Origin of the sequence: Pseudomonas sp. W15Feb34, from assembly GCF_023127765.1 — a bacterium.
In the GTDB taxonomy this organism is placed as follows: domain Bacteria; phylum Pseudomonadota; class Gammaproteobacteria; order Pseudomonadales; family Pseudomonadaceae; genus Aquipseudomonas; species Aquipseudomonas synxantha_A.
The window spans coordinates 104028-124261 of sequence record NZ_SPKN01000053.1; the positions used below are offsets into that span (position 1 = coordinate 104028).

The 20234-nt window shown below is 60.7% G+C and carries 18 protein-coding genes; 13 read left to right on the top strand and 5 right to left on the bottom strand.

The features are described 5' to 3' along the window. Window positions 1-252 precede the first annotated feature (252 nt). The 12 genes from arnC (at window position 253) to E4O97_RS26770 (ending at window position 13343) form a co-directional block, all read left to right on the top strand. Window positions 253-1293: an undecaprenyl-phosphate 4-deoxy-4-formamido-L-arabinose transferase gene (gene arnC, locus E4O97_RS26715; RefSeq protein WP_148853329.1), complete on the top strand. Its 1041-nt coding sequence runs from the start codon at window positions 253-255 to the stop codon at window positions 1291-1293. After that, entirely contained in the window at window positions 1290-3281 is a 1992-nt protein-coding gene (arnA, locus tag E4O97_RS26720) for a bifunctional UDP-4-amino-4-deoxy-L-arabinose formyltransferase/UDP-glucuronic acid oxidase ArnA (protein WP_248091322.1), read from the top strand. The genes arnC and arnA overlap by 4 nt, the downstream gene beginning before the upstream one ends. Further along, on the top strand, window positions 3281-4165 hold the full coding sequence (arnD, locus tag E4O97_RS26725; RefSeq protein WP_032875325.1) for a 4-deoxy-4-formamido-L-arabinose-phosphoundecaprenol deformylase: 885 nt from the start codon (window positions 3281-3283) through the stop codon (window positions 4163-4165). The genes arnA and arnD overlap by 1 nt, the downstream gene beginning before the upstream one ends. Continuing rightward, entirely contained in the window at window positions 4162-5817 is a 1656-nt protein-coding gene (gene arnT / locus E4O97_RS26730) for a lipid IV(A) 4-amino-4-deoxy-L-arabinosyltransferase (protein ID WP_248128722.1), read from the top strand. Before arnD ends, arnT begins: the two co-directional genes overlap by 4 nt. Then, on the top strand, window positions 5814-6161 hold the full coding sequence (arnE, locus tag E4O97_RS26735; protein ID WP_216091386.1) for a 4-amino-4-deoxy-L-arabinose-phosphoundecaprenol flippase subunit ArnE: 348 nt from the start codon (window positions 5814-5816) through the stop codon (window positions 6159-6161). Before arnT ends, arnE begins: the two co-directional genes overlap by 4 nt. Next, complete coding sequence (gene arnF, locus E4O97_RS26740) at window positions 6158-6571, top strand: 4-amino-4-deoxy-L-arabinose-phosphoundecaprenol flippase subunit ArnF (RefSeq protein ID WP_078821367.1); 414 nt, start codon at window positions 6158-6160, stop codon at window positions 6569-6571. Before arnE ends, arnF begins: the two co-directional genes overlap by 4 nt. Continuing rightward, on the top strand, window positions 6568-7950 hold the full coding sequence (locus tag E4O97_RS26745; RefSeq protein ID WP_032875337.1) for a UDP-glucose/GDP-mannose dehydrogenase family protein: 1383 nt from the start codon (window positions 6568-6570) through the stop codon (window positions 7948-7950). Before arnF ends, E4O97_RS26745 begins: the two co-directional genes overlap by 4 nt. Next, on the top strand, window positions 7951-9573 hold the full coding sequence (locus E4O97_RS26750; RefSeq protein ID WP_216091387.1) for a phospholipid carrier-dependent glycosyltransferase: 1623 nt from the start codon (window positions 7951-7953) through the stop codon (window positions 9571-9573). Between the two features lie 321 nt (window positions 9574-9894). Next, window positions 9895-10083 carry a type VI secretion system contractile sheath small subunit gene (locus E4O97_RS26755; protein WP_256584644.1) on the top strand — a complete coding sequence of 63 codons (189 nt, stop codon included), beginning with the start codon at window positions 9895-9897 and terminating at the stop codon, window positions 10081-10083. Between the two features lie 165 nt (window positions 10084-10248). Further along, complete coding sequence (locus E4O97_RS26760; RefSeq protein WP_248162765.1) at window positions 10249-10956, top strand: HPP family protein; 708 nt, start codon at window positions 10249-10251, stop codon at window positions 10954-10956. Between the two features lie 131 nt (window positions 10957-11087). Beyond that, window positions 11088-12188, top strand: coding sequence for an enoyl-CoA hydratase/isomerase family protein (locus E4O97_RS26765; RefSeq protein WP_005788310.1), 1101 nt, complete (start codon window positions 11088-11090; stop codon window positions 12186-12188). A 3-nt stretch (window positions 12189-12191) separates the two neighbouring features. Next, on the top strand, window positions 12192-13343 hold the full coding sequence (locus E4O97_RS26770; RefSeq protein ID WP_005788309.1) for an acyl-CoA dehydrogenase family protein: 1152 nt from the start codon (window positions 12192-12194) through the stop codon (window positions 13341-13343). Window positions 13344-13479: 136 nt separating this feature from the next. On the opposite strand, the gene E4O97_RS26775 is transcribed toward E4O97_RS26770, so the two are convergent. The 5 genes from E4O97_RS26775 to E4O97_RS26795 are packed head-to-tail and all read right to left on the bottom strand — an operon-like array spanning window position 13480 to window position 19036. Then, window positions 13480-14253, bottom strand: coding sequence for an enoyl-CoA hydratase (locus tag E4O97_RS26775; protein WP_032875347.1), 774 nt, complete (start codon window positions 14251-14253; stop codon window positions 13480-13482). Between the two features lie 11 nt (window positions 14254-14264). Beyond that, window positions 14265-15392 (bottom strand): acyl-CoA dehydrogenase, encoded by a 1128-nt coding sequence (locus tag E4O97_RS26780; RefSeq protein ID WP_032875350.1) that lies wholly within the window; start codon window positions 15390-15392, stop codon window positions 14265-14267. Window positions 15393-15401: 9 nt separating this feature from the next. Next, window positions 15402-16586, bottom strand: coding sequence for an acetyl-CoA C-acyltransferase (locus tag E4O97_RS26785; protein ID WP_216091389.1), 1185 nt, complete (start codon window positions 16584-16586; stop codon window positions 15402-15404). A gap of 11 nt (window positions 16587-16597) precedes the next feature. Beyond that, entirely contained in the window at window positions 16598-17365 is a 768-nt protein-coding gene (locus tag E4O97_RS26790; RefSeq protein WP_005788301.1) for an SDR family NAD(P)-dependent oxidoreductase, read from the bottom strand. Window positions 17366-17386: 21 nt separating this feature from the next. Then, on the bottom strand, window positions 17387-19036 hold the full coding sequence (locus tag E4O97_RS26795; protein WP_216091390.1) for an AMP-binding protein: 1650 nt from the start codon (window positions 19034-19036) through the stop codon (window positions 17387-17389). A gap of 245 nt (window positions 19037-19281) precedes the next feature. On the opposite strand from E4O97_RS26795, the gene E4O97_RS26800 reads away from it, so the two are divergent. Next, window positions 19282-20175 carry a bestrophin family protein gene (locus E4O97_RS26800; protein WP_248162767.1) on the top strand — a complete coding sequence of 298 codons (894 nt, stop codon included), beginning with the start codon at window positions 19282-19284 and terminating at the stop codon, window positions 20173-20175. The last annotated feature ends 59 nt before the right edge of the window (window positions 20176-20234 follow it).

Genomic DNA, 20234 nt, shown 5'->3' on the forward strand with positions numbered 1-20234 from the left:
GCCTTGATTACTTAGCTGAACCCTAGCTGTCTACCTGTCAAATAAACGAGTTTTTCATCCGCCTTTCATATTCGTTGCACACATTTGCGCTTAACCTTGTAAGCAGTACTTCAGGGCATTCCGTGGTTTATCGACTAACCTGTTGATTACGCTTTATCTTTAGCGCCGCGTTGTCATCTGCGGGCTGTAGTTCTGCCCGATGATTGCTGCTGTTTTCACGCGTCAAGTTGCTCCAGCCGAGGTCATGAAACTTTGAAACCCTACCCTATTCACTGCGTGTCGATCGTTATCCCGGTCTACAACGAACAAGAGAGCCTGCCGGAGCTGCTGCGTCGTACTACAGCAGCCTGCAAGCAGCTGGCCTACGAATACGAAATCATCCTGGTGGATGACGGTAGCCGCGACAATTCGGCCCAACTGCTCGAAGACGCCGCCGCTGAAGAAGGCAGCCATGTTGTAGCGGTGATCCTCAACCGCAACTACGGCCAGCACGCCGCGATCATGGCCGGCTTCGAACAGTGCCGTGGCGAAGTCGTAATTACCCTCGACGCCGACTTGCAGAACCCGCCGGAAGAGATCCCGCGCCTGGTGGAGCAAGCTGCCCTGGGCTACGACGTGGTCGCCACCGTGCGTAACAACCGCCAGGACTCCGCGTTCCGTCGCTGGCCGTCGCGCTTGATCAACCTGGCCGTGCAGCGATCTACCGGCGTGGCCATGACCGACTACGGCTGCATGTTGCGTGCCTACCGCCGCACCATCGTCGACGCCATGCTCGCCTGCCGTGAACGCAGCACCTTCATCCCGATCCTGGCCAACGGCTTTGCCCGCCATACCACGGAAATCCTCGTGCACCACGCCGAGCGTGAGCACGGCGAGTCCAAATACAGCGCCATGCGCCTGATCAGCTTGATGTTCGACCTGCTGACCTGCATGACCACCACACCATTGCGCCTGCTGTCCATCGTCGGTTTCAGCCTCGCGGCGTTGGGCGTGCTGTTCGCCTTTGCGCTGATCGTCATGCGCCTGGCCTTCGGCGCCGATTGGGCGGGTGATGGTCTGTTCGTGCTGTTTGCGGTGCTGTTCGTGTTTACCGGTGGCCAGTTCATCGGCATGGGCCTGCTGGGCGAATACCTGGGCCGCATGTACAGCGATGTACGCGCCCGCCCGCGCTTCTTTATTGAAAAAGTGCTGCGCAACCAGCCGGCAGCACCGACTCCAGTCGTCGTCGTTGACGGCCTGGTGTCTTCCCATACTTCTACTTCTACTTCTCCTTCGGATCAGGTTCAGTCATGAGTTCAAAAGCTGTTGTCTTCGCTTACCACGATATCGGCTGTGCAGGCATTGAAGCCCTGCTCGGTGCGGGTTACGACATTGCTGCCGTGTTCACCCATGCCGATGACCCCAAGGAAAACAATTTCTACGGCTCCGTCGCCCAACTCTGCGCACGCCATGGCATCCCGGTGCACGCCCCGGAAGACGCCAACCACCCGCTGTGGGTCGAGCGCATCGCCAAGTTGAACCCGGAGTACATCTTCTCCTTCTACTACCGCAACCTACTGAGCGAACCGCTGCTGGCCACCGCTCGCAAAGGCGCGTTCAACCTGCACGGTTCGTTGCTACCTAAATACCGTGGCCGCGCCCCGGCCAACTGGGTGTTGGTCAACGGCGAAACCGAAACCGGCGTCACCCTGCACCGCATGGTCAAGCGTGCCGATGCCGGCGCCATCCTCGCCCAGCAGAAAGTCAGCATCGACCGCACCGACACCGGCCTGAGCCTGCACGCCAAATTGCGTGATGCGGCCACAGCCTTGCTGCGCGACGCGCTGCCACAATTGGCCCTGGGCAAGCTCACCGAAACCGCCCAGGACGAAAACCAAGCCACCTATTTTGGCCGCCGCACTGCCGCCGATGGCAAGCTGGACTGGAAAAAGCCTGCCGAACAACTGTTCAACCTGGTGCGCGCGGTGACGCAGCCGTACCCGGGCGCCTTCTGCGCAGTGGGCGAGCACAAGCTGATCGTATGGCAAGCCGACGTGGTCAAGGGCAACGACGGTTTGGCGCCAGGCCGTGTGATCAGCGTCAACCCGCTGCGTATTGCCTGCGGTGAAGACTCCTTGGTCATCAAGTTTGGCCAGCGTAACGAAAACGGCCTGTACCTGGCCGGCCCGGCCCTGGCCGATGAACTGGGCCTGGTGGATGGCTCCGTACTGCGTGGCGCCGAGTCTGGCCGCAAGCCACGTCGTACCCGCGTGTTGATCCTGGGCGTAAACGGCTTTATCGGTAACCACCTGTCCGAGCGCCTGCTGCGTGACGACCGTTACGAAGTCTATGGCCTGGACATCGGCTCCGACGCCATCGAGCGTCTGCGCAGCCACCCGAATTTCCATTATGTGGAAGGCGATATCAGCATCCACACCGAGTGGATCGAATACCACATCAAGAAATGCGACGTGGTCCTGCCATTGGTTGCCATCGCCACGCCAATCGAATACACCCGTAACCCACTGCGTGTGTTCGAACTGGACTTCGAAGAAAACCTCAAGCTGGTGCGCTACTGCGTCAAGTACAACAAGCGCGTGATCTTCCCCTCGACCTCCGAAGTCTATGGCATGTGCCAGGACCAGTATTTCGATGAAGACACCTCCAACCTGGTGGTCGGTCCGGTCAACAAGCAGCGCTGGATCTACTCGGTGTCCAAGCAACTGCTGGACCGCGTGATCTGGGCCTACGGCGACAAGGGCCTGAAGTTCACCCTGTTCCGTCCGTTCAACTGGATGGGCCCGCGTCTGGACCGCCTGGACTCTGCGCGTATCGGCAGCTCCCGCGCCATTACCCAATTGATCCTGAACCTGGTGGAAGGCACGCCGATCCGTCTGTTCGACGGTGGTGAGCAGAAGCGTTGCTTCACCGACATTGCCGACGGTATCGAAGCGCTGGCGCGCATCATTGATAACGACAATGGCGTGTGCGACAGCCAGATCATCAACATCGGCAATCCGGAAAACGAAGCGAGCATCCGCCAGTTGGGCGAAGAACTGCTGCGTCAGTTCGAGGCTCACCCACTGCGCCACAACTTCCCACCGTTCGCCGGTTTCCGCGACGTCGAAAGCAAGGCGTTCTACGGCACGGGCTACCAGGACGTGGCGCACCGCAAGCCGAGCATCGAGAACGCCAAGCGCCTGCTGAACTGGGAGCCGAGCGTACAGATGAGCGAAACCATCGGCAACACGCTCGATTTCTTCCTGCGTGAAGCCATGCTTGAAATTGCGGATAAAAAGTAATGCAGGCAGGTCTTCGCATCGACGTCGACACCTACCGTGGCACCCGTGAAGGTGTGCCGCGGCTGCTCGAATCCCTGGATGAAGCCGGGGTAAAGGCGACGTTCTTCTTCAGTGTCGGCCCGGACAACATGGGCCGCCATCTGTGGCGCCTGATTCGGCCACAGTTTCTGTGGAAGATGCTGCGTTCCAACGCCGCCGGCCTGTATGGCTGGGACATCTTGCTGGCAGGAACCGCCTGGCCAGGCAAGCCGATCGGCCGCGACCTGGGGCATCTGATGCGCCAGGCCAAGGCCGCCGGGCATGAAGTCGGCCTGCACGCCTGGGATCACCATGGCTGGCAGGCCAATACCGGGCGTTGGAGCGAGGCACAGCTGGTCGAGCAGATTCGGCGTGGTGTGCAGACTTTGAGCGACATCCTAGGCGAGCGCGTGGACTGTTCAGCCGCCGCCGGGTGGCGCGCCGACGAACGTGTGGTGCAAGCCAAGCAAGGCTTCAATTTTCGCTACAACAGTGATTGCCGGGGCACCAGCCTGTTTCGACCGACACTGGCCGATGGCAGCGCGGGCACCCCACAAATTCCGGTAGACCTGCCGACCTTCGACGAAGTCGTCGGGCCGGTGGTGGCTGCCAATGATTTCAACCGCTTCATCCTGGACCGGTTCAGCGCAGCGAAGCTGAACGTCTACACCATCCACGCAGAAGTTGAAGGGATTCTGATGGCCAATGATTTTCGCCAGTTGCTCGCCCAGGCAGGGCAGCGCGGCATTGATTTCAAACCCTTGGGTGATCTTCTGCCCGCAGATGTAACCACCCTGCCCCAACAAAAACTGGTGCGCGGCGCATTGAGCGGCCGCGAGGGTTGGCTGGGAGTACAGCAGGCATGATTCGTCGCTGGGCCTTGCCCCTGCTCCTGCTGGCGTTTGCCGCGTTTTACCTGCTGCCGCTGGCCACCCATGGCCTGTGGATTCCCGATGAAACCCGCTATGCGCAGATCAGCCAGGAAATGCTGCTGACCGGTAAATGGGCCTCACCGCACTTCATGGGTATTCGTTACTTCGAAAAACCCGCCGCGGGCTACTGGATGATTGCGCTGGGCCAGGCGATTTTCGGGCAGAACCTGTTCGGCGTGCGGTTTGCCTCGGCCTTGAGCAGCGCCTTGAGCATTGTGCTGGTTTACCTGGTATCCCGCCGGTTGTGGAGCGACCCGCACAAAAGCCTGGTCAGCACCCTGCTGTACATGAGCTTCGTCAGCGTGGCGGCCCTCGGTGGTTATTCCAACCTGGACCCGCAGTTCACCTTCTGGGTCAACCTGACCGGCGTGGCGTTGTGGTTCTGCTTTGACAGCAGCACGCGGCGCGGCCGACTGTGGTCATGGGCGCTGTTGGGTTTCGCGTGCGGCATGGGCTTCATGACCAAGGGCTTCCTGGCCTGGTTGCTACCGGTATTGATCGCCCTGCCCTACGCCCTCTGGCAAAAACGCCTGGGTGAGTTGTGCACGGTTGGCGGCGTGGCCGTGGTGGTTGCAATTGCTGTCAGCGTGCCGTGGGCATTGGCTGTGCACCTGCAAGAACCGGACTACTGGCATTTCTTTTTCTGGCACGAGCACATCCAGCGCTTTGCCGGGGAAGATGCCCAGCACGCTGAGCCGTTCTGGTATTACCTGCCGCTGCTGGTAGCGTTCGCGCTACCGTGGGTAGCCCTGTTGCCGTCCACGCTCAAGCAGGCATGGCTGCAAAAGCGCGCGCCGAAAACCGCATTCCTGCTGCTATGGCTGTTGATGCCGCTGGCGTTTTTCAGCCTGGCCAAGGGCAAGTTGCCCTCCTACATCATGCCTTGCATGCTGCCCCTGGCGTTGCTGATGGGCTCGACCTTGAGCGACAAGCTCAAGCAAGGCCACGGTCGCGTCCTGCGCATCAATGGCTGGCTGAACCTGGCGATCGGTGTGCTGGTATTGCTGGCCCTCAGCTGGTTCCAGTTGAAAAAACCGGTGTACGAGCCGGGTGAGGAAACCTTCAGCCTGGTGCTGGTGTTCATCTTCCTGTTCGGTTGGATCGTGGTCAACCTGCTGCAAGCGGCACGGCCCTTGACGTTGTGGGCCGCGCCTCTGATTGGCAGTGGGCTACTAGTGGTTTTGGTGCCTGCGGCATTGCCCCATTCGGTGGTTTATAACAAGACCCCGGACCAGTTCATCATCGATCACATCGAGGAATTACAGCCCACTGTCGCCCTGTTGAGCAACGATCTGGGCGCTGCTTCTGCACTGTCCTGGCGTCTCAAACGACCGGATATCACGCTCTACAACACCTCGGGCGAGGTCAAGTACGGGCTGGCTTACGCCGACACGGCCCATCGGCTGGTCGACCGTAATGCGATCCAGGCGTGGATGGCGCAAACCCGCCGCACCGGTGCCGTGGGTGTGGTGATGCGCGTCAACAGCCAAGGTGAAAAGGACGAGCTCGCGCTGCTGCCCACCGATGGCAAGCGTTATGCCCAAGGCAAGATCGTGATCCTCATTTTCCCGCAGGTCGCGCCATGACCACCCTGCTGCTGTTGCTCACAGCCTGCTTGCTCACCTGCATGGGCCAGGTATCGCAAAAGTTTGCCGTGGAAAGCTGGCGGAACCTGCCTCAAGGCTGGGCATTGAAGGTGCGCTCGCCGTGGTTATGGTCAGCGTTGGTGTGCCTGGGCCTGGGCCTGCTGGTGTGGCTGCTGGTAGTGCAGCGCTTGGAAGTGGGAGTTGCCTACCCCATGCTCAGCCTGAATTTTGTGCTGGTCACGCTGATGGCGCGCTTTGTATTTCACGAACCCATTGATGGCCGCCACTGGCTGGGTGTGGGGCTGGTGATTGCCGGCGTCGTGCTGCTGGGGCGCCAGGTATGAGCCGCATAAAGGGTTTCGCCCTGGCCCTGGGCAGTGTCGGCCTGGTGAGTGGCGCCCAACTGGGCATGCGCTGGAGCATGACGCGCCTGCCCTTGCCCACCGAGTGGCTGGCCGCCTTCGCCCACAACAGCATCGACCTGAGCGCCCTGGGCGTGGTGATCCTGGCGATCATCGCCTACGCGCTGTCGATGCTCTGCTGGCTTGGCGCACTCAAGCATTTGCCTCTGGGCCGTGCCTACTCGCTGCTCAGCATCAGCTACGCGTTGGTCTACCTGCTGGCCGCCAGCCTGCCGGTGTTCAACGAAGCTTTCTCGCTTTCAAAAACCCTGGGGGTGGCCTTGGTCATCCTCGGCGTACTGGTTATCAACTCTCGTCGTGCATGCACCTCAAGTCCCAGGAATACCCCATGAAAATCAGCGTATTTGGTAGTGGTTACGTTGGTCTGGTACAGGCCACTGTATTAGCCGAAGTCGGTCACGATGTCATTTGCATGGACGTTGACAAGAGCAAGGTCGAGTCGCTCCAGAAAGGTCACGTGACCATCTTCGAGCCGGGCCTGGCCGCGATGGTCAAGGACAACCTGGAAAGCGGACGCCTGCATTTTACCTACGACGAAAAACTCGCTGTCGAGCACGGTGAAGTGTTGTTCATCGCCGTGGGTACGCCGTCGGATGAAGACGGCTCTGCCGACCTGAAATACGTGCTATCGGTGGGTGATGCCGTGTCGCGCCATCGCGTGCAGCCGGTGATCCTGGTGGAGAAATCCACCGTGCCGGTCGGCACCGGTGACACCCTGCGCGCTCATATCGAAAAGAACCTGAATGCCGCTGGCCGTCAGTTGGAGTTCGATATTGTCTCCAACCCGGAATTCCTCAAGGAAGGCTCGGCCGTTGCCGACTGCCGCCGCCCGGACCGCATCATCATTGGCTGCGAGCGCGAGGAAGTACGTGAGGTCATGCGCGACCTGTACGCGCCGTTCAATCGCAACCACGACCGCATCATCTTTATGGACCTGCGCAGCGCCGAACTGACCAAGTACGCCGCCAACTGCATGTTGGCCACCAAGATCAGCTTCATCAACCAGATTGCCGAACTAGCCGAGCACCTGGGCGCTGATATTGAATCGGTGCGCCTGGGCATTGGTGCCGACTCGCGAATCGGCTACCACTTCATCTACCCAGGCTGTGGCTACGGCGGCTCGTGCTTCCCCAAAGACATGCGTGCCTTGATCCATAGCGCCAAGCAAGCCAACTGCTCCAGCGACCTGCTCGAAGCAGTGGAAGCCATCAACCAGCGCCAGAAGAGCAAGCTGTTCGAGCGCATCAATGCGTTCTTCAAGGGCAATCTGAAGGGCAAGACCTTCGCCCTGTGGGGCCTGGCCTTTAAGCCCAACACCGATGACATGCGCGACGCTCCCAGCCGCGTGCTGATGGAAGCCTTGTGGGCCGCCGGTGCCAATGTGCGCGCCTTCGACCCGGAAGCCATGCAGGAAACCCAGCGGATCTATGGCGACGACCCGCGCCTGATGCTGATGGGCACCCCGGAGTCCACCCTGGGCGGCGCCGATGCGCTGATCGTGTGCACCGAATGGCAACAATTCAAGGCGCCGGACTTCGACCTGATTCATCAGCGCTTGAAAACCCCGGTGATCTTCGATGGCCGCAACCTGTATGACGGCGAACGCCTGACACGCAAAGGCTTCAAGTATTTCCCCATTGGCCGTGGCGATTCCTGCGAGTTACCGATTCCCCAGCAAAACTGGGTGGAACAGGTCAGGGATGTCGGCTAGGTGAACAAGGCTTTCCCATCCATGCAGAGCAGCACAATCCGTCGCCAGTCACTGGGGCTTGGGCTCTTGGCGCTGGTGCTGTTTATCGCCGGCAACTGGCACCAGGCGATCATCGGCTTTGATTCACGCTTCGTGGTGTTTGCCCAGGAAATGCTGCGCCACGGGCCAGGCTTCTTCCCCACGACCTACGGCCAACCGTATGCCGACTACCTGGCGACTTCAACGCTGCTGACCTGGCTGCTGTCATTGCCATTGGGCCAGGTCACCAGCCTGACGGCATGGCTGCCCACCGCGGTCGCGTCAGCAGTGATCGTAATGCTGGTCTACCGCCTGACTGCGCCCTACTCCCCGCGCTGGGGGCTCTTGAGCCTGGCAATGTTGCTGCTCAGCAGCACCTTTGTCAGCGAAACCCGCGCGGTCTCCCTGGACCAGATGCTCGCCGCCGTGACTCTGGCGGTGTTCTATCTGGGCTATGCCCATGATCACTTCGCTGCGGCGAAGCGCTTGCATTGGGTGTTTGTGTTGCTGCTGCTCGGGTTTGCACTGCGTGGGCCGATTGGCCTGGTGATCCCCACAGGCGTTTTGTGCAGCTATTACCTGATCAACCGCCAATGGCGCAGCCTGTTCAGCTTCGGCCTGCTGGCGTTGGCGCTGCTGGCAGCGTGCGTCGGTCTGTTGCTGCTGCTGGCCAAGCTCAGCGGCGGCGAAGACTTCATGCATGACGTGATTCGTATGCAGTTCCTGGGACGCATGGATGGCAGCGAAGGCTCCGGCGGTGTGCTGTATTACTTCACCAGCTCCATGGGTAACTACGCGCTGGCTTATCCGCTGGCAATATTGGTATTGGTGGCGGTCATGATCGGCGGGCGGCGCACACCGGATCCGGCATTGAAGCTGGTGTTGTATTGCGCAGCCGCGGGTGTGCTGGTGATGGTGGGCCTGTCGGTGCCCCAGGCGAAAAAAGCGCGCTATATCCTGCCGATGTTGCCGATGGCAGCGATCATTGCCGCGTATCCGTTCCAGGCGACACAGGGGCGACTGTTTGCCTGGCTGCGCGGCCTGATGCTGGGCGTCTGGACGCTATTGCCGACGCTGTTGGTGATTGGCCTGCTAGTGGCGCGGCGGCGTTATCCGGAGCCGCTGGCCCACCTCGAAGTGATCTTCGCCGTGCTTGGGCTGCTTCAGATCCTGGCGCTGCTGACACTGCTCAAGTCCCGACTGCGTACGTATGGCCCGGCCCTGGCTGCAGTGCTGGCCCTTTGGACAACCTACATCCTCGTGGTCGAACCCCTGGAGCGTCGGTTATACGACACCCGCACGTTCAGCCTCGCCGTCAAGGCTCAAGTCCTGCAGCAACCGGCGCCCGTGGTGCTGCACGCGCTGGGTAAAGACGCGAAAGCCATCAAGTTCATGGTCAACTTCGATTGTGACAAGGTCCCGCTGTTTACCCAATTGCCCATTGAATTGAAGCCGATCCAGGCCCCGGCATGGTTGGTCATGAGCCAGGCCGACTTCGAAGGGCTGGACGATCCACGCTTGCGTTCGATCGCGCCCACGCTGACCGGCGAGTTCGACAAGAACCCCTACGTATTGTTGCATCTGGTAAAAACCACGGTGCCATGAGCACTTTTCCAGGGGCATTGTAAGAAAGAACGCCGACTCTTTAACCAGTAGGCGTCTTTCATCACAAGCACCAAGAAAACACCTACATTCCTTTGCGTAATAGCTGGTGCACTTTCCCTTCCTGTGCCTGGAACCCGACGGTAGACTCGCTGCCATGTGCGTTAAGTATCTACCACCCGATCGTCAGGGCTGTCCCGAAAGCGCTTGGGTCAAGGCACGCCATAACTACAAGGACGCTGTAGGCTGCCCAAGCGCGATGGCTTACTTCATTGAGAGGACAATGCCGTGCGAGAGGAACTGTTGAATGTACCTTTACCAAGACTGGATCGTTTGATGGCATTGCGCGACGCGCTGGTGGCGTTGAAGGGGCCACTGGCCGACGACGCCAAATTGCGCGAAAACCTGCATGAGCGCTTGTTCAATGAAGAGGCCAATAACCGGGTGCTGGGCAAACTCTGCACACCAGCGCCCACTGTGGCAGGCCCCATTACCTTCGGAGACACCCTTTAACTGCATAATATTTGCGTTTAACCTTCATTAATATGCAGTGGTGCGATCAGACCAACCTCGGCACACTGCACGGGTTCCTCCCCCAAATGTTGGAACGTTCAAAGGGCTGCACCGGGAAACCAGGCAGGCCTTTTTTTTCGCCCGCCGTTTATGGATCGTCTTTAAATGCTCGCTCGCTGGTTACCCGCTGCAATCAACACCCGCCCCGCTGAATGGAGTCGTGCCGGCATCGGCATGGCCTTGGGCACAATGTTCAGTGTCTGGGCTTGCGCCCAGATATTCGGCATGGAGGTCGCCCTGCATTTGCTCGGCCCCCTTGGCGCTTCGGCCGTGTTGCTGTTTGCGGTGTCATCGGGAGCGCTGGCCCAGCCATGGTCGATCATGGGCAGTTACCTGTGTGCCGGCATCGTTGCATTGCTGGTGGCACGGGTACTGGGGCGAACCCTGGGTAGCGCGTGCCTGGCGGCGGGCATGACGGTAATCCTGATTTGTTGGCTGCGTTGCCTGCACCCACCGGCCGGTGGTCTGGCCATGACCCTGGTACTGGCCGACCCTGCGTCCATCGCCCTGGGCTGGTATGAACTGGCGCCGGTCATGCTGGGTGCCGGCGCTCTGCTGGGATGCGCACTGCTCTATAACAATGCCACGCGCACACGTTACCCCAAGGGGCCAGCCGAGCCTGCTCCTGTCGTCCTCGGCATTCAGCCCGTGAGCGATCCATCGATTACAGCGGCCGACCTCAAGCTGGCGCTGGCCGAAATGGAGCAATTTTACGATGTCGAGCCCACTGAGCTGGAACAACTGATCCACGCAGCAGAAGGCCATGCACGACGTCGCAGTATCGGTGAGGTCCTGGCCAACCGCGCGGCTTGATCCCTGCTGCATAAATGCAAAAACGACCTGCATGATTACCGGTTGTACTGGGCAAATTTGCACTGGTAGGATCGCGAGAAGGTTCGCCCGCGAACATCTTGATAAAGAACAATAAAAGCAGGGAGTTAGTGATGACTGCTCAGGTTTCATCCGAAGCAAGCCACGCCGATATTCAGCAGGAAGTACTGAGTGAAGTGCGTAACCATATCGGCCACCTCACCCTCAATCGCCCCGCCGGCTTGAATGCCATCACCCTCGACATGGTCCGCCAGTTGACGGCGCAGCTGCAGGCGTGGGCGGATGACCCGCAGGTTTATGCCGTGGTGCTGCGTGGCGCCGGCGAAAAAGCCTTCTGCGCTGGCGGCGATATCCGCTCGCTGTACGACAGTTTCAAGAACGGCGACACCCTGCACCAGGATTTCTTCGTGGAGGAATATGCCCTTGACCTGGCCATCCACCATTACCGTAAACCGGTCGTGGCACTGATGGACGGCTTCGTCCTCGGCGGCGGCATGGGCCTGGTACAAGGCGCGGATCTGCGGGTCGTCACTGAACGCAGTCGCCTGGCGATGCCGGAAGTGGCTATCGGCTACTTCCCTGATGTAGGCGGCAGCTATTTCCTGTCGCGTATTCCCGGTGAGCTGGGGACTTACCTTGGCGTGACCGGGGTGCAGATACGTGCCGCCGATGCGCTGTATTGCGGGCTGGCCGACTGGTCTATCGACAGCGCCAGACTCCCCGCCCTGGACAACAAGCTCGATCAGTTGCAATGGAGCGATTCCCCCCTCAAGGATTTGCAAGGTGTGCTCGCCAAACTGGCGGTGCAGCAATTACCCGATGCGCCGCTGGCGGCCCTGCGCCCGGTCATTGATCACTTCTTCGCCCTGCCGGATGTACCGAGCATCGTCGAGCAATTGCAGGCAGTTACGGTCGCCGACACCCACGAATGGGCGTTGACTACCGCCCATCTGATGCAAACCCGCTCGCCCCTGGCCATGGCCGTGACCTTGCAAATGCTGCGTCGTGGCCGGCACCTCCCGCTGGAACAGTGCTTTGCTCTGGAGCTGCACCTGGACCGTCAATGGTTCGAACGTGGCGACCTGATTGAAGGCGTTCGCGCCCTGATCATCGACAAGGATAAAGCCCCGCGCTGGAACCCGCCCACGCTCAATGCGCTGGATGCCAGCCACGTCGAGAGCTTCTTCCACAGCTTCGCGCAGATTGAGAAATAAGCCATGCAAGATCTTGAATACACAGAAGAACAAATCATGATCCGCGACATGGCGCGGGACTTCGCCCGTGGCGAAATTGCTCCCCATGCCCAAGCCTGGGAGAAAGCCGGGTGGATCGACGACGCGCTGGTGGCGAAGATGGGCGAACTGGGCCTGCTCGGCATGGTGGTCCCGGAAGAATGGGGCGGCACCTATGTGGACTACGTGGCCTACGCGCTGGCCGTGGAGGAAATTTCCGCGGGTGACGGCGCCACTGGCGCCTTGATGAGTATCCACAATTCAGTGGGTTGCGGGCCTATCCTCAACTACGGCACAGCTGAGCAAAAACACACATGGCTGGCTGAACTCGCCAGCGGCCAGGCCATCGGCTGCTTCTGCCTGACCGAACCTCAGGCCGGCTCCGAAGCCCACAACCTGCGCACCCGTGCCGAATTGAAAGACGGCCAGTGGGTGATCAACGGCGCCAAGCAATTTGTCAGCAACGGCAAGCGCGCCAGGTTGGCCATCGTGTTTGCGGTGACCGATCCGGAACTGGGCAAGAAGGGTATTTCAGCGTTTCTGGTGCCTACCGACACCCCGGGTTTTGTGGTCGACCGCACCGAGCACAAGATGGGCATCCGTGCGTCGGACACCTGTGCCGTTACGCTCAACCAATGCAGCGTGCCACAAGCCAACCTGCTGGGTGAGCGCGGCAAGGGCCTTGCAATCGCCCTGTCCAACCTGGAAGGTGGGCGCATCGGTATTGCCGCCCAGGCCTTGGGCATCGCCCGCGCCGCCTTTGAAGCAGCGCTGGCTTATGCCCGGGATCGCGTGCAGTTCGACAAGGCGATCATCGAACATCAGAGCGTGGCCAACCTGTTGGCTGACATGCAAACGCAGCTGAACGCAGCACGCTTGCTGATCCTCCACGCTGCGCGCCTGCGCAGTGCCGGCAAACCATGCTTGTCCGAAGCTTCCCAGGCCAAGCTGTTTGCCTCGGAAATGGCCGAGCGTGTCTGCTCCAAGGCGATGCAGATTCATGGGGGGTATGGGTATCTGGAAGACTATCCGGTGGAGCGTTACTACCGGGATGCGCGGATCACGCAGATTTACGAAGGCACCAGCGAGATTCAGCGGATGGTGATTGCCAGGGAACTCAAGCACTACCAGCTCTGACTGACACACTGCAAAAAACTGTGTCAAACGCTGCAGTTCAAATGTGGGAGGGGGCTTGCTCCCGATGGCCGTGGTTCAGTAGCTGATGTGCTGACTGATCCACCGCCATCGGGAGCAAGCCCCCTCCCACAGCGTTTTACTTATCCTTGAACTCCGGCGCCCGCTTGGCCACGAATGCGGCCATGCCTTCCTTCTGATCCTGGGTCGCAAACGCCGCGTGGAACACCCGGCGCTCAAAGCGCACGCCTTCGGACAGGCTGACTTCAAAGGCGCGGTTCACGCTCTCCTTGACCATCATGCTGATCGGCACTGACTTACTGGCGATCAGGGCAGCGACTTTCAGCGCTTCTTCCAGCAACTCATCGGCCGGCACGATACGCGCCACGATCCCGCAACGCTCGGCTTCGACGGCGTCGATAAAGCGCCCGGTCAGGCACATTTCCATGGCCTTGGCCTTGCCCACGGCGCGGGTCAGGCGCTGGGTGCCGCCCATGCCCGGCAGCACGCCGAGATTGATTTCCGGCTGGCCGAATTTGGCACTGTCACCGGCCAGGATAAAGTCGCACATCAACGCCAGTTCACAGCCGCCACCGAGGGCAAAGCCATTCACCGCCGCAATGATCGGCTTGCGGCGGTTGGCCACACGGTCACTGTCGCTGAACAGGTCGTCCATGTAGATCTGCGGGTAAGTCAGCTCGGCCATTTCCTTGATGTCGGCGCCGGCCGCAAAGGCTTTTTTCGAGCCGGTGAGCACGATGCAGCCGACCTCTGGGTTGGCCTCCAGGTTATCCAGCGCCTGGTTCAGTTCGCTGACCAGTTGCGCGTTCAAGGCGTTCAACGCCTGCGGGCGGTTGAGGGTAATCAGCCCGACGCGGCCCTGGACGTCAAGCAGGATGGTTTCATAACTCATGTATCGGCTCCTTATAGATTGCGTGAGATGACCATGCGTTGAATATCGCTGGTGCCTTCGTAAATCTGGCAGACCCGCACATCGCGGTAGATCCGCTCCAGGGGGAAGTCGCTCAGGTAACCGTAACCGCCCAGGGTTTGCAAGGCGGCCGAACAGACTTTCTCGGCCATTTCCGAAGCAAACAGCTTGGCCATGGACGCCTCCACCAACGCCGGCTTGCCGCTGTCACGCAGGGCCGCGGCGTAATGCACCATCTGCCGGGCCACGGCAATTTGCGTGGCCATGTCCGCCAGGCGAAAGGCGACGGCCTGGTGCTCGATCAACGGTTTGCCGAAGCTTTCCCGCTCACGGGCATAGTCGCGGGCTGCTTCGAAGGCGGCGCGGGCCATGCCCACCGACTGGGAAGCGATGCCGACACGGCCACCCTCAAGGTTGGCCAGGGCGATCTTGTAACCCTCGCCCTCCTCGCCCAGGCGATTGGCCACGGGCACCTTCACGTCTTCAAACAGGATCTGGCACGTGTCGGAAGCATGTTGCCCGAGCTTGTCTTCGACTCGCGCCACGGTGTAGCCCGCAGAGTCAGTGGGTACGATGAAGGCACTGATCCCGCGCTTGCCCGCTGCCGGGTCGGTGACGGCAAACACAATCACGATCCCGGCGTTTTGCCCGGAGGTGATGAACTGTTTGCAGCCATTGAGCACATAGTGATCGCCTTCAAGGCGTGCACGGGTCTTCAAGCTGCTGGCATCGGAACCGGCCTGGGGTTCGGTCAATGCGAAGGCACCGAGCATGGTGCCACTGGCCAGGGGCGTGAGGAATTGGGCCTTTTGCTGGTCATTGCCGAATTTGAGGATCGGCACGCAGCCCACCGAGTTGTGCACACTCATGATGGTCGAGCACGCGCCGTCACCTGCGGCGATTTCTTCCAGGGCCATGGCGTAGGCCAGGTAGCCGGTGTCGCAACCGCCCCACTGTTCCGGCACCAACATGCCGAAAAAGCCCAGTTCGGCCATTTCAGCGATGGCTTCCTTGGGAAAGCGATGCTCGCGATCCCATTCGGCGGCGAACGGCTTCAAGCGTTCCTGGGCAAATTGCCGGGCGGCGTCGCTGATTTGCAGTTGTTCGTCATTGGGCAGCATAAGTCATCCTTAGTAGAGGCATTCAACGGCCATGGCCGTGGCTTCACCGCCGCCGATACAAATGGCCGCGACGCCACGCTTGAGGCCCTTCTGGCGCAGGGCCGACAGCAGTGTCACCAGGATCCGCGCACCCGAAGCACCAATAGGATGGCCTAGGGCGCAGGCACCACCATGCACGTTGACCTTGTCGTGAGGGATCGCAAGCTTGCTCATGGTTACCAGGCTGACCACGGCAAAGGCCTCGTTGATTTCGAACAGGTCGACGTCTTCCAGGCGCCAGCCAGTCTTGCTCATCAACGTGCGTATCGCCCCCACCGGCGCCACCGGAAACAGCCCCGGCTCATCGGCAAACGCGGCGTGCCCGTGGATCACCGCCAACGGCTTGAGGCCACGTTTATGGGCGTCCGACTCGCGCATCAGCAGCAATGCCGCGGCGCCGTCGGAGATCGAGCTGGAATTGGCCGCGGTGACGGTGCCGCCTTCACGGAACGCCGGCTTCAGGCTGGCGATCTTGTCCAGCCTGGCTTTAGGCGACTGTTCATCGTGCAGGATGGTTTTTTGTTCCTTACCCACGGTGACCTGCACCGGGACGATCTCGCTGGCGAAGCTGCCATGGGTGATGGCCTCCTGCGCGCGCGTCAGGGACGCGATGGCGAAGGCATCCTGAGCTTCCCGGGTAAAGCCGTTGTGCTCGGCGCAGTCTTCGGCAAAGGTGCCCATCAGGCGGCCCTTGTCGTAGGCATCCTCCAGGCCATCGAGAAACATATGGTCAAGCACCTTGCCGTGCCCCATGCGGTAGCCGCTGCGCGCACGATCCAGCAGGTACGGTGCGTTAGACATGCTTTCCATGCCGCCGGCGATCACCACATCGACGCTGCCGGCGCGCAATGAGTCGTGGGCGAGAATCGTCGCCTCCATGCCCGAGCCGCACATCTTGTTCAGGGTGGTGCAGCGGGTGCCCTTGTCCAGCCCTGCGCCCAGGGCCGCCTGGCGTGCAGGTGCCTGCCCGAGCCCGGCCGGCAGTACGCAGCCAAACAGCACCTCGTCTACCGCATCGGCGGCGATACCGGCGCGTTCAACGGCGGCACGAATCGCTGCGGCGCCCAGCTGCGGTGCGGTCAGGCTTTTGAGGTCGCCCTGGAACCCGCCCATGGGCGTGCGCACGGCGCTGACAATCACAATAGGGTCGTTCATACAGGCACTCCTTACTTGGCGGCCATACGCAAGGCACCGTCGAGACGGATCACCTCACCATTGAGCATGCTGTTTTCAAGGATATGTCGCACCAGCGCGGCATATTCGGCGGGCTTGCCCAGGCGCGGTGGAAACGGCACGCCAGCGGCCAGGGAGTCGCGAACTTCCGGAGTCATGCCGGCCATCATCGGGGTTTCGAAAATGCCCGGGGCGATGGTCATCACGCGGATGCCGAAACGCGCCAGTTCCCGAGCGGCGGGCAAGGTCAAACTGGCAATCGCACCTTTGGACGCGGCATACGCGGCCTGGCCGATCTGCCCATCGAATGCCGCCACCGAGGCGGTATTGATGATCACACCGCGCTCGCCGTCGGCATTCGCTTCGGTTTCTGCGATCGCCGCAGCGGCCAGGCGCAAGAGGTTGAAGCTGCCGATCAGGTTGACGTTGATCACCTGGGCAAAGCTGGCCAGCCCATGCGGGCCGTTCTTGCCAAGGATTTTCTCGCCGCGCACGACACCGGCGCAGTTGATCAGGCCATGCAAACCACCAAACGCCTCCACCGCTGCCTTCACGGCAGTTTCGGCAGCGGCTTCCTGGCAGATATCTGCCACGGTGCTACGAGCGTTGTCGCCCAGTTGCGTGGCCTTGGCGGCAACGGCGTCAGCGTTCAAGTCCACCAGCATGACTTTGGCGCCGGCCGCGATGAGCATGTCAGCCGTGGCCGCGCCGAGGCCAGAAGCACCGCCGCTGACCAGAAATACCTTGTTTTCAATCTGCATCGTTGTTTCCTTTGAAAGGGATCAAGCCACGGCCGCCTGGGCCTTGGCTATTTCCTGATTGCGCAAAATGAAGCGTTGCAGCTTGCCGCTCGGGGTTTTGGGCAAGTCGCTGACAAATTCGATTTCCCGTGGGTAAGCATGGGCAGCCAGGCGCTGGCGTACATGCAGGCGCAGCTCTTCGGCCAGTTCCGGGGTGGCGCGGTATTGCTCGCTGATCACCACGAAGGCTTTCACCAGTTCAGTACGCTCAGGGCATGGTTTGCCGACCACGGCGGCCTCGACCACCGCCGGGTGTTCGACCAGGGCGCTTTCGACATCGAATGGCCCCACGCGGTAGCCGGAAGTGGTAATCACGTCATCGCTGCGCCCGACAAAACTGATACTGCCGTCGGGGTTCAATTCCACCGTATCGCCACTGAGGTAGTAGTTGCCGACGAAGGCTTTGGTTTTCACACCGTCGTAGCCGGCAAACCAGCACATCGGCGATTGCTCGCGGTCGATGGCCAGAATGCCGGGCTGCCCGGCTGGCAGTTCCTGGTGGTTGTCATCCAGCACCACGATGCGGTGCCCGGGCGAAGCGAACCCCGCCGAGCCCACATGCACCGGATGCGTCAGGCCGTGGTGATTGCACAAGACCATGCCCAGCTCGGTCTGACCGTAGTGGTCGTGGATGGTCACCTCCAGGTTGTCGGCGAACCAGCGGATCACCTCCGGGTTCAACGGCTCGCCGGCACTGCTGACGATGCGCAGCTTGCCCTTGATTGAACGGGCGAACTGCTCGCCGCCGGCAATCAGCAATCGATACGCCGTGGGCGAGCCGGTCAGGTTGGTGATCGCGTATTTATTGATGACCCGGCAGGTGCTTTCCAGGGTGAACGGGCCGTCGTAGAAGGTAATCGGATGCCCCATGGACAACGGCCCGGTCACACCGAAATAGATGCCATAGGCCCAACCGGGGTCGGCGACGTTCCAGAACGCGTCTTCAGGGCGCAAGTCCACGGCGTCGCGCATATAGCCCTGGAACGCGACAATGGCTTTGAGCGGCACCGAGAGTGCTTTGGAGGGACCGGTGGTGCCCGAAGTGAACATCAGCAGGAACGGATCCTCCGCGCCCAGCAACACCGGCTCGCAGACGTTGGAGTAGTTGGGCAGCTCAGCCCAGAAGCTATAGTCGCCACGCACGATGCCCTCGCCCTTGGCGCCGGTGACCGTGACAATGGTCGGGCAGCCGGCGACTTCGGCCAGCTTGGGGCGGTTCACCGCGTCGGTGACCACCAGCGCCGCGCCGGAGCTGGTCAGGCGATGTTCAATGGCCTTGGGGCCGAAGGCGGTAAACAGCGGCTGATATACCGCGCCGATGCGCCAGGTTGCGAACACCACCACCAGCAACTCGGCCGTACGTGGCAGCAGGCCCGCCACCTTGTCGCCGCGCTTGACGCCCTGGGCCAGGAGGAAATTGGCGAAGCGTGCGGCCTGATACTGCAATTCAGTAAAGGTCGACGTGGCGCTGCGCCCGTCCCGCCCCTCCCAGAACAACGCGATGCGCCCTGGCAGCGCGTGGCGGTCACAGCACTCCACGCAGGCATTGAGCGCCTGCAGGTTGCCAGCCAGTGCGGCATCGACAGTGCGCTGATAATCAAACTCGGTGGTGGCGGCCAAATACTCACGCATCGTTTCAATCCTTCTGTATTTTTATTTTCAGGACTTTTTAACTGGATAAATCGGCTGAAATAGTCGCTCCAGAGCGTTGCAGGGGCAATGGTCAAAGCCTTCAACTTGGCTGACTGGTTTGGCCAATCCTGCTATCGGCGGCTACGCCGATCATTGGTCCCACCGATCAAACGGTCGATCCAAGTGATTGGACGCTCTGCAAGCCAGCTTCTACCCTGATGCCTGCACCCTCACAGAAGCCTGCCATGATCGTTCGCCCCAAGCCCAACCTGCTGGGCATCCTGTTTTCCCTCAAGGGCTCGATTGCCAAGCGCATTGCCTGGCGCAGCCTGTTGGTCACGCTGCTGGCTTCAGTCATCGTGCTGGTGGAAACCCTGCACCCCGCCTATTTTTCCAAGGTCAACGCTACGCCCTTTACCTTGCTGGGCTTGTTGTTGTCGATTTTCATGAGTTTTCGCAATAACGCCTGTTATGACCGCTGGTGGGAAGGCCGCAAGCAACTGGGGCAAATGATCATCGAGGTACGCTCGCTGATTCGTGAAACCCAGGTGCTCGGCGATACCCCCGAGCGGGCCGGGCTGTTGCGTGAGCTATGCGGTTTTGCCCATGGCTTGATCGCGCATTTGCGCCATGAAGATGAGGTACGCGCCATGCAGCCCTGGGTTGCCGTGCGCGCGAGCCACCCCAACTTGCCTGACAGCGTGCTGCAGATGCTCGGTGCGCGGTTGTGCGTTCTGGCCCGGCAGGGTGTGATCAGTGAATGGCGCTACACCCAGCTGGAAGCTCGGCTAGTCGGCCTCAGCCAGGTGCAGGCGTCCTGTGAGCGCATCAAGACCACTCCGCTGCCCTTCCCCTACACCTTGCTGTTACACCGCACCATTTACCTGTTCTGCATCCTGTTACCCTTCGCCATGGCCGAACCGCTGGGCTGGTTGACGCCGGTGTTCACTGCAATCGTCAGCTACACCTTCTTTGGTCTGGATGCGATCGGCGATGAATTGGAAGACCCGTTTGGCTTTGACGAAAACGACCTGCCGTGCGATGCCATCCTGCGAACCCTGGAGCGCGAGATCCTGGCGGCCCTCGGTGAAGTCGACTTGCCTGCTGCGCCGCAACCGGTGGAGTACGTGCTGACTTGACGCCGGTTTGACACTGGCCCTGCACTGACCGAAGCTGATGGCTTTGCACTAGCAACCAC

Bases quoted from the DNA above. Each gene is read 5' to 3' on its own strand.
- E4O97_RS26790 (WP_005788301.1), bottom strand. From the start codon at position 17,365: ATGCAGATTGAAAACAAGGTATTTCTGGTCAGCGGCGGTGCTTCTGGC.
- arnT (WP_248128722.1), top strand. From the start codon at position 4,162: ATGATTCGTCGCTGGGCCTTGCCCCTGCTCCTGCTGGCGTTTGCCGCG.
- E4O97_RS26745 (WP_032875337.1), top strand. From the start codon at position 6,568: ATGAAAATCAGCGTATTTGGTAGTGGTTACGTTGGTCTGGTACAGGCC.
- arnF (WP_078821367.1), top strand. From the start codon at position 6,158: ATGAGCCGCATAAAGGGTTTCGCCCTGGCCCTGGGCAGTGTCGGCCTG.
- E4O97_RS26780 (WP_032875350.1), bottom strand. From the start codon at position 15,392: ATGCTGCCCAATGACGAACAACTGCAAATCAGCGACGCCGCCCGGCAA.
- E4O97_RS26770 (WP_005788309.1), top strand. From the start codon at position 12,192: ATGCAAGATCTTGAATACACAGAAGAACAAATCATGATCCGCGACATG.
- E4O97_RS26785 (WP_216091389.1), bottom strand. From the start codon at position 16,586: ATGAACGACCCTATTGTGATTGTCAGCGCCGTGCGCACGCCCATGGGC.
- E4O97_RS26765 (WP_005788310.1), top strand. From the start codon at position 11,088: ATGACTGCTCAGGTTTCATCCGAAGCAAGCCACGCCGATATTCAGCAG.
- arnE (WP_216091386.1), top strand. From the start codon at position 5,814: ATGACCACCCTGCTGCTGTTGCTCACAGCCTGCTTGCTCACCTGCATG.
- arnA (WP_248091322.1), top strand. From the start codon at position 1,290: ATGAGTTCAAAAGCTGTTGTCTTCGCTTACCACGATATCGGCTGTGCA.
- E4O97_RS26795 (WP_216091390.1), bottom strand. From the start codon at position 19,036: ATGCGTGAGTATTTGGCCGCCACCACCGAGTTTGATTATCAGCGCACT.
- E4O97_RS26775 (WP_032875347.1), bottom strand. From the start codon at position 14,253: ATGAGTTATGAAACCATCCTGCTTGACGTCCAGGGCCGCGTCGGGCTG.
- E4O97_RS26800 (WP_248162767.1), top strand. From the start codon at position 19,282: ATGATCGTTCGCCCCAAGCCCAACCTGCTGGGCATCCTGTTTTCCCTC.
- E4O97_RS26760 (WP_248162765.1), top strand. From the start codon at position 10,249: ATGCTCGCTCGCTGGTTACCCGCTGCAATCAACACCCGCCCCGCTGAA.
- arnD (WP_032875325.1), top strand. From the start codon at position 3,281: ATGCAGGCAGGTCTTCGCATCGACGTCGACACCTACCGTGGCACCCGT.